At 59.5% G+C, this 22,755-nt stretch carries 24 protein-coding genes and 1 tRNA gene; 8 read left to right on the top strand and 17 right to left on the bottom strand.

Annotated features, from left to right (window positions below; all coding sequences use genetic code 11):
• The first annotated feature begins 3 nt into the window (after window positions 1-3).
• Window positions 4-1,152 (top strand): tRNA guanosine(34) transglycosylase Tgt, encoded by a 1,149-nt coding sequence (tgt, locus tag DTJ15_RS06435; protein WP_249109728.1) that lies wholly within the window; start codon window positions 4-6, stop codon window positions 1,150-1,152.
• A gap of 9 nt (window positions 1,153-1,161) precedes the next feature.
• Here the strand turns inward: tgt and DTJ15_RS06430 are convergent, their stop codons facing one another.
• Together DTJ15_RS06430 and DTJ15_RS06425 are read right to left on the bottom strand one after the other, a co-directional pair.
• Complete coding sequence (locus DTJ15_RS06430) at window positions 1,162-2,253, bottom strand: purine nucleoside permease (RefSeq protein WP_408902173.1); 1,092 nt, start codon at window positions 2,251-2,253, stop codon at window positions 1,162-1,164.
• A 38-nt stretch (window positions 2,254-2,291) separates the two neighbouring features.
• A complete protein-coding gene (locus DTJ15_RS06425; protein ID WP_249109678.1) occupies window positions 2,292-3,866 on the bottom strand; it encodes an adenosine deaminase in 1,575 nt (524 codons plus the stop codon).
• A gap of 78 nt (window positions 3,867-3,944) precedes the next feature.
• Here DTJ15_RS06425 and DTJ15_RS06420 point away from each other — a divergent pair, with 78 nt between their 5' ends.
• Entirely contained in the window at window positions 3,945-4,199 is a 255-nt protein-coding gene (locus DTJ15_RS06420; RefSeq protein WP_043558252.1) for a ribbon-helix-helix domain-containing protein, read from the top strand.
• Window positions 4,200-4,286: 87 nt separating this feature from the next.
• Window positions 4,287-5,120: a TerB family tellurite resistance protein gene (locus tag DTJ15_RS06415; protein ID WP_249109676.1), complete on the top strand. Its 834-nt coding sequence runs from the start codon at window positions 4,287-4,289 to the stop codon at window positions 5,118-5,120.
• Window positions 5,121-5,135: 15 nt separating this feature from the next.
• Here the strand turns inward: DTJ15_RS06415 and DTJ15_RS06410 are convergent, their stop codons facing one another.
• Complete coding sequence (locus DTJ15_RS06410; RefSeq protein WP_408902174.1) at window positions 5,136-6,728, bottom strand: Do family serine endopeptidase; 1,593 nt, start codon at window positions 6,726-6,728, stop codon at window positions 5,136-5,138.
• Window positions 6,729-6,871: 143 nt separating this feature from the next.
• Between DTJ15_RS06410 and DTJ15_RS06405 the strand changes: the two genes are divergently transcribed.
• From DTJ15_RS06405 to DTJ15_RS06390, 4 genes are all read left to right on the top strand, one after another.
• Window positions 6,872-7,990, top strand: coding sequence for an Mrp/NBP35 family ATP-binding protein (locus DTJ15_RS06405; RefSeq protein WP_249109672.1), 1,119 nt, complete (start codon window positions 6,872-6,874; stop codon window positions 7,988-7,990).
• 42 nt (window positions 7,991-8,032) lie between these two features.
• A complete protein-coding gene (locus tag DTJ15_RS06400; protein WP_249109670.1) occupies window positions 8,033-8,239 on the top strand; it encodes a hypothetical protein in 207 nt (68 codons plus the stop codon).
• 93 nt (window positions 8,240-8,332) lie between these two features.
• A tRNA-Thr gene (locus DTJ15_RS06395) sits at window positions 8,333-8,407 on the top strand.
• 251 nt (window positions 8,408-8,658) lie between these two features.
• Window positions 8,659-9,141, top strand: coding sequence for a phosphate-starvation-inducible PsiE family protein (locus DTJ15_RS06390; protein WP_249109669.1), 483 nt, complete (start codon window positions 8,659-8,661; stop codon window positions 9,139-9,141).
• Between the two features lie 88 nt (window positions 9,142-9,229).
• On the opposite strand, the gene DTJ15_RS06385 is transcribed toward DTJ15_RS06390, so the two are convergent.
• The 12 genes from DTJ15_RS06385 to DTJ15_RS06330 form a co-directional block, all read right to left on the bottom strand.
• Window positions 9,230-11,074 carry a carbohydrate porin gene (locus tag DTJ15_RS06385; protein WP_249109668.1) on the bottom strand — a complete coding sequence of 615 codons (1,845 nt, stop codon included), beginning with the start codon at window positions 11,072-11,074 and terminating at the stop codon, window positions 9,230-9,232.
• Window positions 11,075-11,173: 99 nt separating this feature from the next.
• Entirely contained in the window at window positions 11,174-12,019 is an 846-nt protein-coding gene (locus tag DTJ15_RS06380) for a hypothetical protein (RefSeq protein ID WP_043558241.1), read from the bottom strand.
• Between the two features lie 95 nt (window positions 12,020-12,114).
• A complete protein-coding gene (locus DTJ15_RS06375) occupies window positions 12,115-12,504 on the bottom strand; it encodes a hypothetical protein (RefSeq protein ID WP_043558238.1) in 390 nt (129 codons plus the stop codon).
• 48 nt (window positions 12,505-12,552) lie between these two features.
• On the bottom strand, window positions 12,553-13,014 hold the full coding sequence (locus DTJ15_RS06370; protein ID WP_043558235.1) for a chemotaxis protein CheD: 462 nt from the start codon (window positions 13,012-13,014) through the stop codon (window positions 12,553-12,555).
• Window positions 13,011-13,400: a response regulator gene (locus DTJ15_RS06365; RefSeq protein ID WP_249109667.1), complete on the bottom strand. Its 390-nt coding sequence runs from the start codon at window positions 13,398-13,400 to the stop codon at window positions 13,011-13,013. The genes DTJ15_RS06370 and DTJ15_RS06365 overlap by 4 nt, the downstream gene beginning before the upstream one ends.
• Before the next feature lie 83 nt (window positions 13,401-13,483).
• The gene (locus DTJ15_RS06360; RefSeq protein ID WP_043558228.1) at window positions 13,484-14,527 is read right to left on the bottom strand and encodes a chemotaxis response regulator protein-glutamate methylesterase; all 1,044 of its coding nucleotides are present in this window, start codon (window positions 14,525-14,527) and stop codon (window positions 13,484-13,486) included.
• A gap of 4 nt (window positions 14,528-14,531) precedes the next feature.
• The gene (locus tag DTJ15_RS06355) at window positions 14,532-15,374 is read right to left on the bottom strand and encodes a protein-glutamate O-methyltransferase CheR (protein ID WP_043558227.1); all 843 of its coding nucleotides are present in this window, start codon (window positions 15,372-15,374) and stop codon (window positions 14,532-14,534) included.
• Between the two features lie 10 nt (window positions 15,375-15,384).
• The gene (locus tag DTJ15_RS06350) at window positions 15,385-15,912 is read right to left on the bottom strand and encodes a chemotaxis protein CheW (RefSeq protein WP_227431512.1); all 528 of its coding nucleotides are present in this window, start codon (window positions 15,910-15,912) and stop codon (window positions 15,385-15,387) included.
• A gap of 23 nt (window positions 15,913-15,935) precedes the next feature.
• Window positions 15,936-18,152 (bottom strand): chemotaxis protein CheA, encoded by a 2,217-nt coding sequence (locus DTJ15_RS06345; protein ID WP_081562773.1) that lies wholly within the window; start codon window positions 18,150-18,152, stop codon window positions 15,936-15,938.
• Window positions 18,153-18,164: 12 nt separating this feature from the next.
• On the bottom strand, window positions 18,165-18,548 hold the full coding sequence (locus tag DTJ15_RS06340) for a response regulator (protein WP_043558224.1): 384 nt from the start codon (window positions 18,546-18,548) through the stop codon (window positions 18,165-18,167).
• Window positions 18,538-18,840, bottom strand: coding sequence for a hypothetical protein (locus tag DTJ15_RS06335; protein ID WP_192848422.1), 303 nt, complete (start codon window positions 18,838-18,840; stop codon window positions 18,538-18,540). The genes DTJ15_RS06340 and DTJ15_RS06335 overlap by 11 nt, the downstream gene beginning before the upstream one ends.
• Window positions 18,840-20,366: a methyl-accepting chemotaxis protein gene (locus tag DTJ15_RS06330; RefSeq protein ID WP_043558218.1), complete on the bottom strand. Its 1,527-nt coding sequence runs from the start codon at window positions 20,364-20,366 to the stop codon at window positions 18,840-18,842. The genes DTJ15_RS06335 and DTJ15_RS06330 overlap by 1 nt, the downstream gene beginning before the upstream one ends.
• Window positions 20,367-20,805: 439 nt before the next feature.
• On the opposite strand from DTJ15_RS06330, the gene DTJ15_RS06325 reads away from it, so the two are divergent.
• Window positions 20,806-21,459 carry a hypothetical protein gene (locus DTJ15_RS06325; RefSeq protein ID WP_154981160.1) on the top strand — a complete coding sequence of 218 codons (654 nt, stop codon included), beginning with the start codon at window positions 20,806-20,808 and terminating at the stop codon, window positions 21,457-21,459.
• Between the two features lie 44 nt (window positions 21,460-21,503).
• Here DTJ15_RS06325 and DTJ15_RS06320 read toward each other — a convergent pair whose 3' ends face one another.
• Window positions 21,504-22,301: a MotE family protein gene (locus tag DTJ15_RS06320; RefSeq protein ID WP_081562775.1), complete on the bottom strand. Its 798-nt coding sequence runs from the start codon at window positions 22,299-22,301 to the stop codon at window positions 21,504-21,506.
• A gap of 32 nt (window positions 22,302-22,333) precedes the next feature.
• Window positions 22,334-22,744 (bottom strand): flagellar basal body rod protein FlgC, encoded by a 411-nt coding sequence (gene flgC, locus DTJ15_RS06315; protein ID WP_043558212.1) that lies wholly within the window; start codon window positions 22,742-22,744, stop codon window positions 22,334-22,336.
• Window positions 22,745-22,755: the final 11 nt, after the last annotated feature.

The raw sequence follows: 22,755 nt of genomic DNA, 5'->3' as shown, positions 1-22,755 counted from the left end.
CGCATGCACTGGCAGAAAGACGCCCAGTGTGGGCGGGCCCGGGCAGGCTGGCTGCATACCCGTCATGGCAGCGTACCGACACCGACCTTCATGCCGGTCGGAACCGTCGGGACCGTCAAGGGCATCACGATGGACAATGTGCGGGCCACCGGGGCGGGCATCGTGCTGGGCAACACCTATCACCTCATGCTGCGCCCCACGGCCGAGCGGGTCCAGCGTCTCGGCGGGCTGCACCGCATGATGGACTGGCCCGGCCCCATCCTGACAGATTCCGGCGGATTCCAAGTCATGTCTCTGGGGCCGCTGCGGAAGATGGATGAGGATGGCGTCACCTTCCGTTCCCACATTGATGGCAGCTCCCACCGTCTGACGCCTGAAAGCTCGACGGACATCCAGTACAAACTGGATGCCACCATCACCATGGCCTTTGATGAATGTCCGGCCCTGCCCGCCACGAAGGACGTGCTGGAAGCCTCCATGGAGCGGTCCATGCGATGGGCCGCCCGCTCCCGTGAAGCCTTCATCGCCCGCCCCGGCTATGGGCAGTTCGGCATCGTGCAGGGCGGCACGGAGCAGGACCTGCGGGAACGCTCCGCCCTTGCCCTGCGGGAGATCGGCTTCGAGGGCTACGCCATCGGGGGGCTTGCCGTAGGCGAAGGGCAGGAGCTGATGTTCTCCACGCTGGATTACACGACTCCCATGCTGCCCGAGGACCAGCCCCGCTATCTGATGGGCGTCGGCACGCCAGATGACCTGCTGGGTGCCGTCATGCGGGGCTGCGACATGTTCGACTGCGTCATGCCGTCCCGTGCAGGCCGTACTGCCCGGGCCTATACGGAGCGGGGCACGCTGAATCTCCGCAATGCCCGCTTCGCCGAGGACACCCGCCCCATCTCCCCCGAAGATGACAGCCCGATGGCAGGCCGGTACAGCCGGGCCTATCTGCACCACCTCTTCCGGGCCAACGAGATGCTCGGGCCGATGCTCCTGACCCTCCACAATCTCGCCTATTATCAGCGGCTCATGCGCCAGATACGGGCCGCCATCGTGGCAGGAACGCTGGAACAGACCGCCACCCAGCTCCGCCGGAACTGGGCCAGGGGCGACTGGAGCGAGGATGAATGGCCCATGCTCCGCTACCAGCAGGGCTAGGTCGTTCCTTCAGGGCACCTGTCCTTCATAGCTCCCCCAATGGGTGGCCAGCTCCCGCACGATTGGGCTGGCCACCTGATAGGCCGCACTGGTGGAGGCATAAAGGCCCGGCAGGCTTTCCTCATGCGCTGCATTGGCCAGCATGGTGGCCGGTGCCACGCCGTTGGGCGGCATGTCGAAATTGCTGGTCGTCCGCAGGATGAGGAGGCGCCGGTCATCCACACGTCCTGCTCTGGCCTGCAACGCCAGTGCCTGACAGAGGCCAATGTCCTCCTCTGCCGTCGTGACCATCTCGCCCTGATGGTCCGTCCAGTAAGCGACCCAGCGTTCCGCCCACCGGTTCATGAGCGCTCCAAGCCAGTATGTCTCACCGGAGATCGTATCACCCATCATCACATGCGGCGGCTTCAGTGCCTCGGGGAAACCCTGATAGGCCCGACGATGGGCCTGAAGTTTTTCATTGTCCGGCAGAGCGATATGGCGTGTCCTTTCATAAGCCCAGCGCACAAGGGAAGGTCGCAACGTATAGGCCATGTCCCCAGCGATGGAATGGAGCGGTGGCCGTGGCTGCTCATCCGGTACATGGCCCTGCAACGGCGTAAAACCATCCGGCCAATCGGACGGAATTTCACGTGAATCAATCAGATGGGCTGCCCCGCCATTCACGACATGCAGCGCCCAGGCGGCAGACCCGATGCTGCCCTTATTGGGATTCACACCGGCAATCCCTGCCAGAACGAAATAGGCATGGCGGAGGTCAAACCGGGGGTCCAGCGCCAGAGCGGTAATGGCCGCTGCCATATGGCCCGGTCCCTCACCACTGACCAGCCCAAGCACATGGTCTTTCGCATTATAGCGAAGGACACCGTGCTCCGTCCCCGGTGCAGGCAGTGTTTGTTCCAGCGGGTACTGTTCCACCCAGTGCTGGAACTCTCCCGGCATGTCGCCACTATCCTGCCCCAGCTCGAAGGTTGTCACCACCACGACGTGTACCTCCAGCGGGACAGCCTGTGCCGGACGGGCAGACCCCACCCCCGCTGCCACCAGCCCGACCAGAAGACCAAGACCATACATCCAGCCCGCCTTCACTGCCTGTCTCATCACATGCCTTTCCTTCCCATCGTTCTCTCCGGCCTGTCTCAGGGCACGGACCGCAGCAGGGGATTCTTCATCACATCCTGCCCGAAAGCCTGAAAACGGGCCTCCAGCTGCCATTGCAGCCGTGCCTTCATATTGTCCTTCAGAAACCGTTCACAGGCTGGAGCGGCGCTTCCACCCGGCACCATGCCCGAACAGGCCGGCACAGCCTGCCCCAGATGATGCCCGGCCCAGAGGCTCTGCCCCGGCATGAACCCATATTCCAGCCCCGTACGGGACAGCTGGACAAGTGTCGGATAATCCAGATGGTAGGCCAATACGGCCCGCATGTATTCCTGCGTCAGATCGCTACGGGACACACCTTCATCATCTGTCGAGAGCGCCACGGGCACACCGGCCTGCCTGTAAAGCGAAAAAGGATGCCGCCCATCCCTGATACCCAGAATCTCATCATTGCTGGTCAGATTGATCTCCACCAGAATGGAGCGCCGTGCCATCTCTTCCAGCAGAGAGGCCGGGTCATGCTCCCACAGAACATCCACACCATGGCCGATCCGCTTGGCCCCCGCCACGTCAATCGCCGCCCGGATATGATGGTCCAGATCGCCCAGCGGCACGAGAGACGGTGTCACCTCCCCCGCATGAAGGCTCAGATTCGTCCCCGGATACAGCCGGTTCAGAGTATGGAACATCTGCATGTGCAGGTCATAGTCCCGCAGGGCCACCGGATCATCTTCCGGCGCCACGATGTTGACGCCGACCAGCCGGGTATCCTGGCGGGCACTCTCATACGCCGCCACGAGCTGTACCCAGACAAACGGTGCCGGAAATGTCCGCAGGGCGGAATACTGATAGCGCACCGTCACCCCACACCCTGCGGAAGCCTGCGCTGTGCCGCACTTCATGATGGTTCGGGCACGGGCCTCCATCTCATCAATGGCCACATGGGACAGGGCTGCCATCCGCCCCAGGGCGGGCTTCAGAGCCTCATAAGCCCGACTGAAATCAGCTTCCGTCCTCAAGGGAGGCAGGGCAGCAGCCTTCATCATCTCCCCCAATGCATCAAAGGTAATGGGAGCGATCTGCAATTCCAGATACTGCACATTGTCACGGGCAGCCCGCTCGGCAGCCTCGGCCAGCATGTCCCCCTGATGCCTTGGCTCCACCACCATGAACCGCAGAAAGGTCGCAAAGAAATGATCATGGCCGGAGCGGTCATGTTCCGTAGGAATGAAATTGCGCATGGACAACGCATTGACCATCTCATTCCAGCCGGTTTCATTCCCTGGCAGACCATCTGCCGGAACCTGCCCCTCCCCCGGCTTTGGGCAATGACTGGCCAGAATGGTCCGCTCCTTCAGCGAAACGCAGAGGCCATCCCCCGCTGCCCATTTGAGGAAACTCTCGGCATAGACCGCCCCGGAAAGATGGTTGTGCAGGTCCGCTCCCTTGGGGAAGGCCCTAAGGAACAGCTCCAGCCGGACAGGGTCGGTCTTCACCCTTTCGAACAGGGTCGCCACGGAAGGCGGGGCCGCCACCGGGTCAGCAGACACCCGACCTGTCTGGCCAGCAAGAAAGACAAAAAGGGCAAAAACAGCAGGACAAAAGAATCTCATGCCTCATGATGGCGGCCTGCGCCGGAGCTGACAAGAAAATCCCTTTCCACACACAATGCCAGCTGCCACACTTCCCCCATGCACGCTCCTCCTCCACCCCCACCACAGTTGCAGAAGCGCAGCCTCAGCCTGTACGGGCACAGAACCTCCATCGCTCTGGAAGCCGAATTCTGGCAGGTTCTGGAGACCATGGCCCGTGCCGAACAGCTTGCCCTGGCAGCCTTCATCGCCCGGCTGGACAGGCATCGCCCCCCGGAACAGACGCTGGCCTCCCTGCTTCGCCTCACGGCACTACGCTTTGCCCTGAACCAGGCCCCGTCAGCCCCCGTGTGACCCGTCTTGGAAAGACCGCATATTCCTGTTCCGCCCTCCCCTGTCCCCGTGATAGAGTTTACAACCATGTGAACAGGGAGGGCATCGATGGCTTTCTGGGGGAAAATGTTTGGTGGTATTGCCGGTTTTGCCGCCGGGGGGCCGGTCGGCGGTCTTCTCGGGGCCATTCTGGGCCATATGAGCGATACGGATAGACTGTTGACCCCGCTCTCCGGCACATGGGGCGACCGTTTCCCCGCACGGGGGCAGCCCGACCCGCATAATGCCGCCTTCTTCACCGCCGCAAAACTCTCTGCCCTGCTGGGAAAGACGGATCAGCTCTACGGCCTTGGTGTCGTCACGCTCTCCGCCAAGCTGGCCAAAATCGATGGCCCCGTGAACCGGGCCGAGATTGAAGCCTTCAAGACGGCCTTCCGGTTCCCTGAAGACAACCAGAAAGAGGTTGGCCTGCTTTTTGATCGGGCCCGGAACCGGACGGACGATTTCGAACTTTATGCCCGTGAGCTGGGGCGTGCCTTTACCGACAAGCCGGAGCCGCTGGAAACACTGCTCAGCGTCCTCTTCCGCATTGCCAAGGCAGACCTGCCTGCCGGGGCCCCGCTGCATCCGGCAGAAATGGACTATCTCCGCCGGACGCACAAAGCCTTCCGCCTTTCAGAACGGGCCTGGGAGCGGGCCGAGGACGGCCAGCCCCGGGCTGCCTCCACATCATCAACGGCAGAGTGCTATCGTGTGCTGGGCATCAGTGCAACGGCAACGGATGGCGAAGTGCGGACACGCTGGCGTGTGCTGATCCGTGAACATCACCCGGACCGTCTTGCCCAGCGCCCCATGAGCGATGCTCAACGGAAAGCAGCACAGGAGCGTGTGGCCCGCATCAATGCCGCATGGGACCAGATAAAGCGGGACCGCGGCCTGTAAGGCGGGTCTGCCCCATCACGGCTGTAGTTGCTGTCCCCCCAATGGCACAGCCACCCAGCGCAGCCCCTCACCATCCTGCACCAACAGAAGAATATCCGTCCGCTTCAGCTCACGGGCACGGTCCAGCGCAGCCTGCAGGGCCTCCGGTGTATTGACCTCCTGCTGCCCGACCTGAAGCACCAGATTTCCTTCCGTCAACCCACGGCTGGCAGCGGGGCTACCCTCATAGACACGCATCACCAGCACACCCCTCTGGCTGTCAGTCAGGCCATACTGCGTCCGGGCCGCTTCATCGACCACGCCCAGCTTCACCCCCAGTTCTTTCAGGGTCTTTACCGGATGTTCCGGCGGGTGCGTGTCGGAAGGAAGGGGATCCTTCTCATCGGGGTTGCGCCCCAGGGTCAGATCCAGCGTCTGATAGCTGCCACGCCGCCAAAAGGTGAAATGCACCGTCTCTCCCGGTTGATACCCCGCCACGAGCCGGGGCAGGGTCTGGCCTGTCACCGGCTGACCATTCAGGGCTGTCAGAATGTCCCCAACCTGCAAACCTGCCTTCCGGGCCGGCCCATCCTTGCTGACCTCGGCAACGATGGCCCCCGTTCCCCGTTCTTTTCCGGGCACATCCGCTTTCCAGAAATCAAGGTCTTCTGCCATGTTGCGGGTGACATCCTGATAGCGCACACCCAACCAGCCACGCCGGACATGGCCTGTCTGCCGCAACTGGTTGATGATGCCTCGGGCATCATCCGAAGGAATGGCAAAGCCGATACCGATGGAATCCCCACCAGACCCGCCATAAATCAACGTATTGATCCCGATGACCTCACCCTTCAGATTGAAGAGCGGGCCACCTGAATTACCGTGATTGATGGCTGCGTCCGTCTGGATGAAGTCGTCATACAAACCGTGATCGACATTCCGCTTGCGGGACGAAATGATGCCAGCTGTCACCGTGCCACTCAGACCGAACGGATTGCCGATGGCCAGCACCCAGTCTCCGATGCGGGCATCGTCACTATGCCCCAGCGGGACGGACGGCAGGGGCCGGTCTGCCTTCACCTGAAGGACGGCAAGGTCCTCCTTGCTGTCCCGCCCGACAATCCGTGCCGGATATTCCGTCCCATCCGACAGGGTCACGCTCACCTGCTGGGCATTGTCAATGACGTGATTGTTCGTCACCACCACGCCAGAAGGATCGATGATGAAGCCGGACCCCAGCGCCTGTACCTGACGGGCAGGGTGCCCATCGGCATGACGGCGGTGGAGATAATCATGGAAAAACTTCTCGAGCGGTGACCCTGGCGGGAAAGGGGATGATTGCGGCCCGGACGGTGTACTGCCATCCGGCCCGTCCGGCTGCTGTTCATCAGGGTGGATCACGCTGGAGACGGAAATATTCACCACAGCAGGCAGGAGCCGCTCCACCAGTGCCGCAAAACCGGGCATCATGGCCGCCTCATGCGCAGCACGGGTTGTCACGCTCCCCCCCTGCGGCAGCTCTTCCCCCGGCAGGGTCGGCATCGGCACAGCATCCTGCGCCCAGGCTCCACCGGACTGGCCAAGAATACCAGAAAGCACGAAACAGGACAGCCAGCGGGCCACCCTCATGCGGGAGGAAGACAGAAGAGAAGAAGACATGAATCGGCTCATGCTGTAGAATCTACTCCACGGCGGACCGGACGTCATCCTTCCAGCCTGCAAGTTTGTGTTTTTTTGCCTCATGAGGGGCGTTGCATGAGAGGTCCTGCCCCATGACAGCCACCGACATCTCTTCCCTGAAAGACCTCATCTCCGACTTTCTCACAGCAGAAGAGCCTGCACATCAGACCAGCATAGAAGCCCTGACACTGGAAAAGGGCCATCTCCACCTCATTCTGCGGACAACAGCTAAAGGTGCGGCGTTCCTCCAGGACGCTCAGACGACACTGGAGGACAGGCTCAGGCAGCACCCCGCCGTCAGCAGTCTGACCCTGTCCCTCACAGCTCATCGCCCGGCAGGCCCCGCCCCCCGCAAGGCCGGTGCAGAAAGCGGGCACCGGCCTCTGGCCCTCGGGAAGCGACCCACAGGCCGCTCCGCCCCCCCGGAAGCCTGCTTGCCCGATGTGCGGGCCGTCATTGCCGTGGCGTCCGGCAAGGGAGGCGTGGGGAAGTCCACCACAGCCGTCAATCTGGCATGCAGCCTGGCCCGACTGGACCTTCGGACCGGCCTGCTGGATGCTGACATTTACGGCCCCTCTCTTCCCCACATGCTGGGTGAAACCCAGAAACCTGTTGTCGAGAATGGCAGGCTGCGCCCACTGGAACGCTGGGGCATGGAGACGATGTCCATCGGCTATCTGGTTGACAAGGAACAGGCCATGATCTGGCGTGGTCCCATGGTCATGGGCGCCCTGACCCAGCTCATGAGTGATGTGTCCTGGGGGGCGCTGGATGTACTGGTGGTCGATCTGCCACCCGGCACCGGAGATGCCCAGCTGACCCTGACCCGCAAACTCTCGGACAAGCTGAAGGCCGGTGGGGCCGTCATCGTCTCCACCCCGCAGGACATTGCCCTGCTCGATGCCCGCCGGGGTGTCACGCTGTTTGAGAAGACCGAAACGCCCGTGCTGGGGCTGATCGAGAACATGTCCTATTTCTGCTGCCCGCACTGTCAGGAACGAACTGACCTCTTCGGCCATGGTGGGGCCCGCAAGGAAGCCGAGGCCCTCAACATTCCTTTCCTTGGGGAAATTCCCCTGCTGCGGGATATAAGATGCAGTGCTGATGAAGGAACCCCTCTTGTCCTGCGTGACCCGGATCATCCTGCATCACAGGCTTACAGAGCCATTGCCCGCACCCTGAAGGATAGACTGTTTCCCTCTTCGTGCTGACCGGCGATCCTGCCCACCTCTTTGACCAACCCACGGAAGCCCATGCCGACTTTCTGCCATCCCCGTTTCTTCCTCCTGACAGGCCTTGTGCTCTCCCTGCTCAGCATGGGGGGCTTTAACAGACCCAACCAGGCCATTGGCCATCGTGGCCTTTCTTCTGATGGCTATGGCTTTGTACAGGATGGCCCTGTCCTTGCGCCCCCAGCCCATCTCATGCAGTACCAGGAGCCCGCCACCACGGGCCGCTGACCTGCCCGGCTGTTTCCTGGCCGGGATTTTTTCCCCACTCCCCTGATTTTCCACTTGATTTCTGGAGGGAAAAATGAGATGTACGCCCCCGTTGCCGGATTAGCACAGTGGTAGTGCAGCGGTTTTGTAAACCGAAGGCCGGGAGTTCGAATCTCTCATCCGGCACCACGATTTTCCCTGAAAATAGGCCGTTCCCCAGTGCTTCATGCCTGACGCATGTAGTATGTAAGACGCTGCTTTCCGTCCCCTACCCGACACGAAACCGGGCCCCCCGCGACGCACAGGCAGACGCCCCGTCGGCATAATCATGCCAGAGGAGGCGGAAGCGTCCTGCCGCACCTACCTTTCTCCCTCCCATCAGAATGAAGTAAAAGCAGCACAACATTATCCATCCCCACATCAAAGGCATCCCCTACTCCATGAAAAACACCCTGCCCGGCTTCGTCACACTGTCCCGCCTGTTCGACATGTTTGAAGGAGCGGCCATGTTGATCCTGTCCATCTGCATCACGCTGGTGGCCTGCCTGGGGCTGCTGCATGTCGTGGTGGCAGTGGCAAAGCTCATCATCCATGCCGGCCTCAGCCCCACGGAGCCTGCCATATTGCAGGAAGTCTTCGGGCTGTTCTTCACCGTCCTGATCGCCTTGGAATTCCGCCACTCCATCCTCGTTCTTCCCGGTTCGGAATCACAGGGAATGATCCGCATGAGGTCCGTCCTGCTCATCGGCATGATGGCAGCCGTACGCAAGTTCATCGTGCTGGACCTGAATGGCGTGAATGTCCGTGAACTTCTGGCGCTTTCAGCCGCTGTTCTGTCACTCTCCGCCGCTTACTGGCTCGTCCGTGGCAAAGCCATGACCCGCACGGACCCTACGCCTCAGCCTCCTCCATCCAACCAGTAAGCCCATAAAAAAACCCCTTTCCGGCCTGTGGCTGGAAAGGGGCCCGAACCTCCTGCTTCCCCTTTGCATCGGGAAGCAGGAAGCGTCATCAGAAGAGCTGAATGTGGGACTTGAAGCCCAGCATGGCGGCGTCCTTCAGGACACGCTGCATCCCCGGATGGAAGTAATACTGGAAATCCGGCGCAAAGGTCACACCCCGCATGACATGGATGCGGTAGGTGGCCTCCAGCGTGCTGCCCCAGCGCTGCACACCATAAGACCCCCACAGGAGCGGCGCCCCGCCACTCGCATAATAGGCGGTCGCCCCCTCTGGAGCCATCCCATGATCCACCTGGAACCGCTGCGCAGCACGGGTATAGCTGCTGGAACCGGTATAGGAGAAGGAAACACCCACCGTATCCAGCGGGCGGGCTGGCCAGAAGCCCGTATCCACAAGACCGAATGCATACAGCTTGCCACGCATGGCTGTGGCTGGCTTGTTCCAGTATGCATCAAAGAAGGCCACCAGTCCCCCTTCTGGCGTGTCCTGTGTCTTGTTCTTCATGATCATCTGGTCCGCGAGGAACCACATGCTCCAGTTGAAATTACGACGGATACCCGTACCGGGAACCTCATCGCCCACCCCCTGACAGGTCGGGCAGTTGGGAATGGTCATCCGGGTCCGCCATGCATTGCGCCGATTGGGAGGACTATACACACCAAGATAATGGTCGGACGTATCCGGGGAGAACCCAAATTTGTAGTGACCCGGCAGCTGCTGTTTACCAAACTCAGGCTCCCAGCCAACCTCGATCGGGGTCACGACCCCGCTGATGGTCCCGCCATTGAACTTGAACCCGCTGCGATTCTGCTGCACGCCATAAATACCGCGCTCGGGGAAATAGACACCGACCTGGATGTAGGTACTGTCTGTAGGACGGCCACGAATACGGGCCCCCCAGCTTGACCCCGGATAGGATGACCGTGTGTACGTATCCGTAACGGCCTTGGGGTTTCCGCAGAAAGCGTTGTTCATGAAGTTACAGTAGATCGGGCTGATGGCGAAGTCCGAATCCATGGACATGCGGCCTGCCGCGATATTCAGCCGTCCACCCCAGAGAGTCTCTTCCCCGTAGAAATAGACGAGATGGAACGCCACGTTACCACCACCACCATAGATTTCCTGGCTGGGGTTCACATTGTCGCCAAACATCCTGCTGGCTGGAATACCGTAACGGCCTACACCGATGACATGGGTCTGGAACCCGGGGATCCCGGCCAGCTTGTACCAGTCAATGTCATTCTCGAAACCATACTGCCCCGTATTGGAGGACCCCTGCCTCAACCCCAGCCCTTTCCTCGGAGAGGTGATGGCACCAGCAAATTCGTTGGTGTTGTCCAGCAGGACGACCACACCACGGTCCCGCAGCCACTCATTCCAACGCATTTTCTGGAAGAGTGCTTCTGGCCGGGGCAGCGGCGGCCCATCATTATTGGTCGGATCCCCTTCATGCAAAGGAATGTTCACGCGCTCGAGCAGCTCACGCCCGTTCTCACCGAACACACCGAATTCTTCCGTCGGATAATTGGAATATGGCCGACGCCGCAACCCCATGTCATGGATATAATGGGCCGCCGTCTTCTCGGCATCCACTACCTTCGGTTTCTGCACCACGGATACCTGCTGGACAGGTTTTCCGTCCCGTGTAAGGATGACCTGTCGCTCTGGTGCTTTCTCTGTCTGCTTTACGACGGCAGGTGTCTGCATGGCATGAGACAGGGCACCCTGGGCCGAATAGAGCAGAGGCTGACCTGCCCGGCTGCCATCAGCGGCCATCGAAGGCGAAGCCCCAAAAGACATTGCCGCCACGGATGGCAGCAGAACAGAGCAGGCCCCCACACGGGACCTGTTTAAAAAAATACGCAGAATAGTCAGCATGGAAAACGCTGCCATATTCCCACTTCTCCCCAACAACTGGCCCGATTGCACAAAACACACCGCAAAAGTGGCCCCGTCACTTCTTATAGGGAAAATCTGACGAAAAAAAGTAGCTCATACAGCCTGCTTGCTCTGAAAGAAATCAAGTGACCTGCTGAGCACATCACGGCACACCCGCTCGGGACAGCCGGCTGTCTTGAGGATATGTTCCTCCGGACAGAAGGCAAGCATGCGCGCCACCCTGCCCATCATGCCAGGGTACAGCCCCATATAGGCCTCCACCAGACATTTCTTTGGCAGAACCGCCGTACTGCTACAGGCCGGGGCTGAAGGGCCAAGCTTCAGCAGTGCCAGATTTTCCATGACGATGCCACAGATGGCCAGACGCATCTTCTGCAACGCCCGGGCTGACAGGACGTCCATTCCGTACAGCCACGTCACCAGAACATTGACCCAGACACCCAGGGAAAGCGCTTTGACATCCAGCTTCGTCAGCTCATAAAAGCCGCTGCTGGTCTGGCCGGGCAAGGTATCCACAAACCATGAAGCAAGGTCAAAACAGGCTGCCAGCCGCCCGATGTTCAACGCTTCTCCTATGGAACAACGCTGGAACATGCTGGCAGGGATGAAAGAAATGACAATCTCATCCACCTCCCGCACCAGGGGAGGGTGATGACGCAGGATCGAATCATAGACACTGTCATTGCCGCTGCCATCTCCCTGGCCGACAAGACACCGTTTCTCCTGCCCCAGCCCGCCCGTGCCGGGAAATGGCCATTGCCCCTCGAGAAGGACAGGGAGCATCTGTACACCCATCCCCACAAGCCCTGCGGATTCATGATACCCGGCCAGAAAACGTCTGGCCGGCCCCGCAACGTGGCCATGCGGCTGAAAAACGGCACCCCGGGCGGTTTCGGCAATGACGCCAATAAGATTCGCCCCCTGTTCCCTCCCTGCCATCAGCTCTCTCCAGATGCTCCGATGCGGCCAGCCACAGCTTGCGGTACCACACCGGATAACCTTGCCCTACTTGGCACATAGAACATAGGTCAGGGTCAGAACAAGGTAAAATTGCCCCTGTCTTCTTTCAGGTCCGCCGTCTGGCCATACCGCAGCATATCCCTTATCTGCGAAAGCTTTACACCCGCCAGAACGGTACCCATCCCATAACGGGGATTGCCGATCTCCGGAGCCGCCTGTTCCACCTGCTCCAGCACGGTACGGACGGCTTCAACCTCCTGTGTCAGGGCATCAAGACTCTGGAGCCGTTCCATCTGCCCGGCATCCAGCTCTCCCGTGCCGACATAATCTGAAACGACATCCTGAACATCCGAGAGCCGACCACAGACATCATCCAGAATGGCCCCCAGCCTCTTCATCAGCACCGAGGCCCTTATGCTGTCTGCCTCCCCGACAGGCTGGGTTCCTGTATCTTTGGGCATCATCTTTCTCTCTCCATACCGGCCTCTCCCATCATCACGACCGGTCGCCGGTCAGCACAGGTTCTGAAGAACTTTTCCTGTCGTTGGCCAGAAACGGATACGCCGCACCTGGTTGCCACCAAAACTGTAAGACACACAGCGGATCTCCTCCCGCCGGAAATAATCCAGAAGAAAACCGACATTCTCCTGACCAATGTCACTGGCAATGGACAGCACGGCCGCTCCACCAAACGCCTTGCACTGGAAACGCTCCCGCACGCCCCCTGCCTTCATGAGCCCGGTTTCCAGCCCTTTCATGGCGTTTACCCCATACAGATAGGCAGCTGCATCCATGCTCCCCATGCAGTCCTCTCCGGGCAGAAGGAAATGGTTCATACCCCCTACCCCTGCCTGAAGATCATACATGCAGACTGAAATGCACGACCCCAGCAACGTGCCGAACACCACGCCGGGGTCATCCGAAATGGCGATTTCGCCCTGGATAACAGTCGTGATCTTCAGCAGGTCCGTCACCTGATAGGCCCGAAAACTTTCTCCAGGGTTTCCTTCAGCTTGGCGACCGTATAGGGCTTGGCCAGAAAATTGTTGACCCCCGCCGCAACGGCCTTCTGCACCAGCCCGGCATTTGCCTCACCTGTCAGAATGATGAACGCCAGTTTGGCCGTCTTCGGGTTGGAGCGCACGGCCTCCAGCAGGGCCAGCCCATCCATGCCCGGCATGTTGAAATCTGAAATCACGAGATGGATGGAGTTGGCCTCCAGATATTCCAGAGCCTCCTTTCCATCCTTACGCTGCACGACCCCTTTGAAGCCGAGCGCCGCCATGTGGCTGGCCAGAACCTGCCGGATGGAGGCCTGATCATCTACAATTAAAGCGCGAATCTGAGATGCGGACGGCATTTATGAACCTTTCTGCCTTCTGATAATCACTCTTTGTCAGGATGGCCTGACATCAGGAACGCCACGTCAGGCGTTCATCTTTCCTAGTGCAGGCCCATGGCCAGGCCGGGAATGTCCATCAGGGAGCCAACCTTTTCCACGGCTCCCAGCTCGGCAGCGACACGAGGCATACCATAGACGACCGAGGAGGCTCTGTCCTGCCCTATGGTCCGTGCCCCGGCCCGCCGCATGGCCAGCAACCCTTCTGCACCATCCTGCCCCATGCCTGTCAGGATGATCCCCAGTGAGGTCCTGCCTGCCGTCTGGGCAATGGAATGGAAGAGCCTGTCCACCGATGGCCGATGACCACCAACAGGCTCCCCAGACCGCAACCTTGTGAAAAGCCGTGGGGCATGTCCCTCCAGCACGAGATGGGCCTCCCCACCGGGAGCAATACGGACCATGCCGGGAGCCAGCATCTCCCCATCCTGCGCCTCGGCAACGGAAAGCTGCGGGATCAGGCTATCCAGACGGGCAGCAAAACTGGACGTATAAAGCGAAGGCATATGCTGGCATATGACGATGGGCGGACTCTTGGCCGGGAAGTCTTTTATCACCTCTTCAACAGCTTCCACCCCACCGGTGGAAGAGCCAATCCCCACCACATCGAACGGTGTCCGCCACGACGCCGTACCGCTGCCTGCGACAGGCTCTGTCCGTACAGGCCGGGGGCCCGGGGTCGCCTGCCGGTGGCCGGGCTGATAGCGGGCGGCTTCCAGCACGATCTGCCCCAACCCGGCAAAGGCTTCCCCGGCCCCGCCCTGCTTGGGAAAACATTCAAAAGCTCCCATCTGGAGAGCCGTGATGGCCGTATTGGCCCCCCGTGTGGTCATGCTGGACACCATCACCACCGGGATCGGCCGCAGCCGCATGATCTTTTCCAGAAACTGGAGCCCGTTCATGCCCGGCATCTCGATATCCAGCGTGATGACATCAGGCTGGTCGGCGATGATGAGGTCCCGTGCCTCGATGGGGTTCGATGCCATGCCAATGACATCAATCTCGGGATATTTGAGAAAAGAGCGCCTTATCAGCTCTCTGGCGGTTCTTGAATCATCCACTACAAGAACCTTGACCCGTTCTTTCATGGCCTCAACCCTTTTTCATGTAGATTGTCGGCGCCACAGCCTCGAGATGGCACTCCCTGATGCAGTCCACCCGCTCGGAATGACCCACATAGAGAAATCCGCCCGGCACCAGCCGTTCGGCAAGCCGCTTCCACAAGGCATTGCGGGTTTCGTCATCGAAATAGATCACGACATTCCGGCAGAAAATGACATCAAACTGACCTTTGAAAGGCCAGTCCCGATTCAGGTTGAGCTGCCGGAACGTGACAAGGCGCCGTATCTCCCGTGCCATGCTGAACTGCGCCATCTCCACGGGTTCCATGTAGGCATCCCGCCAGCGCTGCGGCACACTCTGCACCTCCTCGCCGGGGTACTGGCCAATGCGCCCTGTCTCCACCACTGCGTGGTTGATGTCCGTTGCCAGAATCTTGAGATCCATCCGCAAGGCATCCGGCAGCTCCGCCATTATGGACATGGCCATGCTCCATGGCTCCTGCCCTGTCGAACAGGCTGCCGACCAGAAACGCCCCCGCCCTCCGGCACGCAGTTTCTGCCCCAGCTGGGGCAGGACATGCGTCTCCAGATGTTCAAAATGACTTTTCTCCCGGAAGAACTGCGTCACATTGGTTGTCAGAACACAGATGAGCTCCTTCAGCTCCTCCTGCCCCTCCCTCATGCTGACGTAATCCAGATAATCACGGAAGGACGCCCGCCCGGTAGCACGGATGCGCCGGGACACACGGGAAAACACGAGACTGCGCTTGGAGATGGGCAGACTAATTCCTGCTTCCTGCCGGGCGATCTCCTGCACACGCCGGAAATCAGCCTCCGAGTAGGAGAAACCGCCCTGTGGCTCCATGTTCATCATCGGCCTGCCCTCATCCTGCGGCCGTACCGACGGCCCCATCTCCCAGCAGGCGGGTCAGAACAGTATCCAGCCGCAGGATGCGGATGACACGCTCCCCAATGCTGACAAGACCACTCAGCTCAGCTGCACCACCATCAACGGAAATGGGCTGTATCTCATCCAGGGCAATCTCCGTGATGCCGATCACACTATCCACAAGCAGCCCGCATGTAGCACGGTTCTGGCCATCCTCAATGATGATGACCACACGCCGCTCATTGTCGGCCTCCGGCACGGCCCCCAGATAGTTGGCAAGATTGACGACCGTTACGATATTGCCGCGGATATTGATGGCCCCTTCCACATAGGCAGGGCAATGCGGCAGGTAGGTCGGGTCTTCGAACTCCCTGATTTCCTTGATGCTCAGGATGGGAATGCAGTATCGCTGGTCCCCCACGGTGAAGATGATCATCTGCTCCCGTCCCCCGGAGGGAAGGGCCGAAGCCCCGTTCACCTGTCCGTCTGTCTGTTTCTTTTCTTCCAGAGACATAAGATCCATGACTTTCTTTCCTGACCTGCCTGTTATGCTGCCCGCTCTGCGATGGCTTCCAGCGCGCGGGTATCAACACGTTTCGTTGCGGAAACAATCAGTGTTGAAACATCAAGAATGAGAGACACGCTGCCATCCCCAAGAATGGTTGCAGCCGAAACACCCTTGATCTGGCGGTAATTCTTCTCGATGCTTTTGATGACAACCTGAGCCTGGTCGCGGACACCATCCACCACCAGCGCTGCCCGGGCACCAGCCTCGTTCTCCACGACAAGGACAATCAGCTGCCCCTCTTCCCCGGCGCGACCCATGTGATGGGTCTCTTCCTGCACACTCTCAACCTCCGGGAGGGTCAGCTCGTCTCCCAGATAGATCAGCGGGATGCAGCGCCCCCGCACGGAAACGACATGACTGCCATCCGGAATGGTGTACACATCATCCTTCAGCTGCACCGTGACAAGTTCCACAACGGATGATACCGGCACAACCATGGTGGACCCACGGCACTCGATGAGCATCCCATCCAGCACGGCGAGGGTCAGCGGCAGGCTGAGGGTGAAGAGTGTCCCCTTGCCCTGCGTGCTCTTGATGTTCACACGCCCACCAAGATTCTGGATGGCCTGCTTGACCACATCCATCCCGACACCCCGCCCCGAAAGGTCGGATACGGTTTCAGCGGTGGAAAAGCCCGGAGCGAAGATCAGCTCGTTGATCTCATTTTCCCCGAGCGATGCCCCGGAGGGGACAATCCCCCGTTTGATGGCTGTCTGAAGGACACGCTGGGTATTGATCCCACCGCCATCATCCCTGATCTCGATGAGAATGCGCCCGGAACGGTGACGGGCGGAGAGCCATATCGTACCCTGAGCCGGTTTCCCTGCCGCAAGACGGGCCTGCGGGGTCTCAATCCCGTGGTCCACCGCATTGCGCAGCATATGGGTCAGCGGATCCGTCAGGTTTTCGATAAGGGTCCGGTCAACCTCTGTCTCCTCCCCTTCCAGCACGAGCGCCACATCCTTGTCCGCCAGGCTGCTGGCCTCCCGCACTACACGCTGCATCCGCTGGAACACGTTGCGGACAGGCTGTGCACGGATCGCCATGACGGCTTCCTGAATATCCCGTGTCAGTGTCTTGATGACAGCCAGCCGCTTGAGCAGTTCCGGGTCATACAAGGCTCCCTCCCGTGTCAGGGCTGATTCAAGAGAGGCCTGGCCAATGACCATCTCCCCGACCATGTCCATCAACATGCCGATCCGCCCGATATCAACACGGATGGAAGCGTTCTGCTCCCGCTTGCGCCCCGATTTTGCCGGAGCAGCAGGAGCGGCGGCCTGTGCCTCACTTTCCACGGTCTCGGCAGGCACGGGAACCGCCGGAGCCATCTCCTGGACAGCCGGACTTTCCACAGCATCCGCCTCGACCGTATCGTCAGTCTGCTCCTCACGGGCAATCTGAAAATCGCAGACATCACCAACCCAGTCGAAGACGGCCTGGATATCATCCTCGGCCGTGCCGCCCGGGGGTTCCGGCAGACGGACCGTCCAGCCCAGGCAAGCCTCCTCAGGCGCCAGCTCTGACAGCACGGGCAGGTCCTGCGTGTTGCAGGTTACATCCATGGCCCCGGCATCTTCGGCCGGCAGCAGCTCCTTCAGCCCCAGCAGAAGATTCCGGGCGTCATCGCCACGGCTGTACAGTTCAGCCTGTGGCCGGAAGGTCACGACCAGCTTCGGCCGGGAAGATTCACCGCCCTCTTCGGCTGGCTCATCAAAATCGAAGCCACCCAGATCTACCGTCACGGGGGTAAAATCTTCCGGAACAGGGGTTTCCCCCACGTCAGAAGCAGCGGGGGCATCCCCCCCTTGACCGATGATCGCCTCCAGCTTGCGGACAGTCTCGTCTATCCGCCCGCCATCAACCTCATCCCCGGCCTGTTTCGCCTCGGCCACCAGATCACTGAGAAGGTCCATCGCCAGAAAGAACGTCTTGATGATGGCCGGGTCCGGTTCCACCTGACCGGACCGCAGACCATCCAACGCACTTTCATAGACATGGGCAAAGCGGACGAGACGGTCCAGACCGAAGGACGCCGCTCCACCCTTGATGGAATGTACCGCCCGGAAAATGGCATTGATGGTTTCCTGACTGGACTCCTCTGCAGAAAGTTCACCCAGCCCGCTTTCCAGCTCGGGGAGCAGCTCATCACATTCCTCAAAGAATATCTTGAGAATATCATCCATGACGTCGCCCATATCCACGCTCCCTTACGCTGTAACCCGCCGGATGGCCCATACGAGCTTCTCGGCATTGAAGGGCTTGGCTATCCACCCCGTAGCCCCGAGGGATCTGGCCCGGTTCTTCTTCTCCTCATCCGTTTCGGTCGTCAGGCAGATGATGGGAATACTGGAGAAAGCCTCCAGTTTCCGCACCGCCTCGATGAACTGGAAACCGTCCATCCGGGGCATGTTGATGTCCGTGATGATGGCCTGCGGCATGGGGTCCGCCTGCTGCAGCACCTCCAGCCCTTCAACACCATCACCCCCCTGGATGACATCATAACCGGCCTCACTGAGGGCCTTGCGCAGGACACCCTGCATGGTGCGGGAGTCATCAACCGTCAGGACTCTCACCTTCGGTTCATCCGTCATGGCGGCTCTCCTTCTCATCCATCGATTCCAGAAGCTGCTGCTGGACACCAAACAGCGTGAAGGCTTCCGCTGCCTTGTCAGAACACGGGCCAACTTTCAGCCCGCTGGCCAGAAGGAGCTGAAGGCACAGCCCCCCGACATAATCGACCCCGGAAGCATCCAGCAGTGGCGTCGTCCCTTCTGCCGCTCCGATCTCCTCCAGCAGAAGAGCCTTCAGCCCTGCCGCCGCACCGGTATCCAGACGCTGCGGCAGAGAAATGAGGGGGGTTCCCTCCTGTACTGCCGCCGCCATCAGAAATGATCCCAGCCTGCTTCATCATCAGAGTGGGTCGGCAATATCTTGCCATCCTGCTGGATCTCACCACGCTGGCTGCTCAGCATTGGCGTGCTGCTCTTCGGCTGTGTCTGGGCAGCTGTCTCATTGGGAAGGGCCGGACGCTCATGAGAAAGCTTCAGGCTCTGGCTGGAACCAATGGTGAAAGTTGCCAGTGTCTGACGCAGCTTGACGGTCTGGGTGGTCAGGTTATGGCTGGCTGCCGTGGATTCTTCGACCATCGCCGCATTCTGCTGGGTCATGCCATCCATGCTGCTCACAGCATCGGAGACTTCTGCCAGGCTGCGGGCCTGTTCCTCAGTCGCCTTGGAGACAACCTCCACCCGATCCGCCAGAGCTTCCGTCCCTTCTTCCACATCCTTGAGCAGACCGCTGGTCCGGGCCACAAGGCGGACACCCTCCTGCACATGGGCTGTGGCGGTTTCCAGCACGTCACGGATCATGTCAGCCGCCTTGGCGGACTGCTCTGCCAGGGACTGGACCTCCTTGGCGACCACGGCAAAACCACGTCCGGCTTCACCGGCACGGGCCGCCTCCACACTGGCATTGAGTGCCAGCACGTTGGTCTTGAACGCAATGTCACTGACAGAGCGTGTGATCTGCACGATATCATCAGACGAGGTCTTGATGGAGTTCATCGCCACGCTGGTCTGTTCCATCCCGTTAGAGGCCGTCTTGACCTTTTCCAGCGTTGCCTTGGTCTCGCTGCTGGCATGGGAACAGTTGCTGGCCGTGACCTTGAAGCCGGAAGCGATCGATTTGACAGAAGCCGTTACCTGGCCAAGGCTTGCGGCCTGACGCTCCGTACGCTTTGCCAGATCATCTGATGCCGTGGAGATTTCACTGGCCCCGTTGGCGATCATGTTGGAGCTTTCCGCCACGACGGACAAAGCGCCGCCAAGGCCTGTCAGGGATTCATTGAAAGCCTCCCGCACGGGACCGAATTCACCATCAAACAGGGCACTGGTAATGCGGATGGACAGATTGCCCTGTGCCAGAAGCTGCATGACACGGTTCAGCTCTTCCACGACGGCATGTGTGCGGGCCTCACGCTCCTTGAGCTTTTCCGTCGTTTCCAGCGCCTTGTTCACAGCCTCGCTGTGCGCCTTTTCTGCTGCCTTCTGCTCCTGGAGGCTCAGGGCGAAAGAGGCCAGCATCCGGCCAACGCGTCCAACACAGTTTGTCCTGTTCTCATACAGGCTGAGATCAGGACTTTCACCACGGCTCAGGCCCATACCCATTGCCGTCAGCTTTTCAATGGGTTCGGTCAGGGCCTTGGTAAGGAAAAACCATACGGTCCAGACAAGCACCATCCCAAAGAGAAGTGTTGCCATATTGATGATGGAAACACGGCTGAAGATGCCACTCTGAACATAACCGACACCCTCCACGAGAAGCTGCACGGCGAGATAGAGCTCGATGGCCAGCATTGCCACCCGTACCTGCACGCGGAACGGGGCTGACTTATACAACCAGTTGAACATGAAAACGTCCCATCCCTCTAGAAATTTCATTCCTTCCGTCAACATGACCAAAGGCTTGGCTGATGACAGAGACTCAAGACATGAATTCTAAAAAAGACCATGCAAATGCATGGTTTAGACTTGATTATGCCCAAAACATGATGAAATTTTTAACGGAATAAAAGACATTTTTTTGAAAACAATGAATAAACTATCAAAACTTAACCTGTTTTAAGGGTAAATCTGTATTTTATTTACTATCGACAGCTGTAAGATCACATGACTCCGGTCATGATCCCACAGCTTCAGATTGCTGAATTGGCACACCTCCCCGAGGAACTGTAAAATCGTGCGGACGTATTTTCTGCAGAACACCATCACAACTGCTTTATGACCTGATGTTGTTCAGAATTTTACGATATGGGATCAGCCTTTCACCAATCCATCTTTTGAGACCAGCATGAAAAAACAGAAAAAGTGCCTCCCCAAACCCCTCTGCACCATTCTGGCCCTTGCGCTGCTGCTCCTGCCCGGCGCAGGCCGTGCAGGGTCCACAATTCAGGATGTCCGTGATACGGTCCGGGTCATTCCCATAAAGCTGGACACGGAAGCGCAGGTTCCCATCCAGAAAGGGGAAGTCCTGAAACTTCTCAAGCTCTATCACGACAATGCCAATGCGTGGTCATGGAACGAATATCTCGCCTTTGAACCCTGCCCCCGCGAAGCAGCCCTTCTCTGTGCCGTGCCTTTCCGGGACACGCAGGGAAAGGAGTACAGCCTGAGAGATGCACCACATGACGGTGAAGATGCCCTGACCACCGTTGGTTTCTACACAGTGCAGAGCGCACAGGGACGATGGAACCTGTTCATGATCCGCATGGAACGGCCTCTGGGGGATTCAACCTACGCAAAAACGGAAACAACAGCCCATGTCAGCCTCTTCAGGCTGGCTCCCCATGACACAGACGGGGCCACGCCGGAAAATAACTACTTCGAGGAAATTGCTACCCTGCCCATGGGCGGATACTGCAACAGCACGGTAGCTCTGGCCTCCTTCCTCAAACAGCCTCTCCCCCCCGGCACAGCACCCGATGGCTGCATGCAGGGCCAGTAAGACACATCACAGCTCCCTCCCAATGATCACGGAGGGAGCGAACCTCACGGTGCGATGTTGGAATCGATCGGACTGTTCATACGGTTGATCGTATCGGGACTGAGCTTGCGGATGCCCGCCAGATACTGGGAAAGAATATTGGCACGGTCGGGCTGCATGTTGCCAATAACATCCGAAATCCGGCGGGGAATCATGTGCTGGGCCACAGGGACCAGCACCCGCATATCCAGAATATTGAACATGGCCGCCGCATCACGTGGAGGCATCTGCTCATAGATATGGGCCAGCCGAGCAATGCTCTGCTCGACATCCTGCCGGCGCTGCTCCTGCTGGGCAGAAAGTTCGGAAGCATTCCGGCCCAGTGCCTGTAATTTTTCGTCCAGCTCCTTCTGCTCCTGCTCGAGAGCCTTCTGCTGGTGCTGGAAACGTTCCGCCTCTCCCTGCATGGCCTGCCGATGCGAGGCAAGGTCGTCATTCAGCCCCCGTTCAGCCAGACGGACACGGGAATCAGGCTGTTCCTCATCAACCTGCCCGGTGGCAGGATCATCATCCGCAAGACCATTGGCTGGCGTCCAGCCCTGGAGGTGGTTCAGAAACAGGCGCTGCCTGCTGGGCCGCACTGTCTCTGGCGCTTTCACACCCGCAGGCGGCGGTGCAGGCACCGCCTTTGCAGCCTTGCCCTGCGGGGCGGCCTCCCCCGACTTTCCATGAGCTGTCTCGGTCTGGGCAGAAGAACTGCTGATCTGTGCCGCAAGGGAATGAAGATTCAACGCCAGCAGCACCGTCATCAGGCAGGAGGCAAGATTGGTGATCCTGCTCAGGGAGAATCCCTTTTTTCTCATGGATCTGACATTCCCTCTCATGGCGTTCTTCCTCAATCCTTCATCAGATTGATGGCCCGTGCCAGCATGGACCGGGTCACCTGCATCGTATTGAGATTGGCCTCGTAAGAGTGCTGGGCATCGTGACTGTCCATGATCTCCACGATGGAGCTGACATTTGGCATCTTCACATAGCCCTGTTCATTGGCCGCCGGATGGGCCGGGTCATACCGCATCTGGAAGTCGGACTGATCCTCCCCGACAGAGCGGATCGACACACTGGAAACACCACTCGCACGGTCCAGTGCTTCCCGGAATGTCACTGTCTTGCGGCGATACGGGTCAGCCCCGGGCGATGCGCCCGTCGTCTCCGCATTGGCAAGATTCTCGGCAGCAACCCGCAGGCGGGCTGTCTGTGCTCTCATCCCGGCCGCTGAAACACCAATCGTGTCGGAAAAATCCATCCTCTCCTCCT

Origin of the sequence: Parasaccharibacter sp. TMW 2.1891, assembly GCF_023337675.1 — a bacterium.
GTDB lineage: Bacteria > Pseudomonadota > Alphaproteobacteria > Acetobacterales > Acetobacteraceae > Bombella > Bombella apis.
The sequence above is the reverse complement of the archived record's forward strand: the minus strand, read 5'-3'. Positions and strand labels throughout refer to the sequence as shown.